A 777-nucleotide genomic window follows, 5' to 3' on the forward strand; every position below is an offset into this window, starting at 1 on the left:
AAGCAAATAAAGCAGAACTTGAAAAATCAATCGCGACAGCTGAAGGTTTAGGTCAATTAAACGCAAATGATCCGGAAGACAAAGCAGTTCAAGATGCATTAAATAAAGCTAAAGCAGTTCAAGCAGATCAAAATGCGGATCAAGCAGCAGTTGATGCAGCTAAAAAAGCGTTAGATGACGCGATTAATGCTAAAAAAGCACAAGATGCTAAAGAAGCAAAAGAAGCAGCGGATGCAAAACAAGCAGCGCTTGATGAATTGAAAGAAGAGCTAGCGAAAGTTGCAAAACTTGATAAAGATAGTTTCACGCCAAATTCAGTTACGCCATTAAATGAAAAAGAAAATGATGGTAAAGCAATTGTGGCTAATCCAGACAACAAAACAACTGAAGATATTAAAGAAGCAACTCAAGCATTGAAAGATGCGCAAAATAACTTAGTTCAAAAAGCTGATAAAGCAGAATTACAAAAAGCAATCGATAAAGCGAAAACTTTAGGTCAACTTGACCCTGCAGATAAAGAAGATAAAGCACTTCAAGATGCAGTAACTGCTGGTGAAGCGGTTAAAGCTGATGGTAATGCAACACCACAACAAGTGGCAGAAGCAACAAAAGCAATTAACGATGCCATCGCAGCAAAAGAACGTCAAGATGCATTAGATGAGTTACAAAAAGCATTAGATGCAGCTAACACAGTTAAGAAAGATGACTACAAACCAAGCACTGTAACACCATTCGAAGCAGCAGTTCAAGCTGGTGAAGCAGCGAAAGCTGATACTT

Annotated in this window: 1 protein-coding gene; it reads left to right on the forward strand. The window is 38.4% G+C overall.

From position 1 onward, the window contains the following. A partial coding sequence (locus tag HMPREF3031_RS13560; protein ID WP_180364346.1) for an FIVAR domain-containing protein occupies positions 1-777 on the forward strand: 777 nt, incomplete at both ends.

This window comes from Staphylococcus sp. HMSC072B07 (assembly GCF_001815505.1).
Lineage (GTDB): Bacteria > Bacillota > Bacilli > Staphylococcales > Staphylococcaceae > Staphylococcus > Staphylococcus simulans.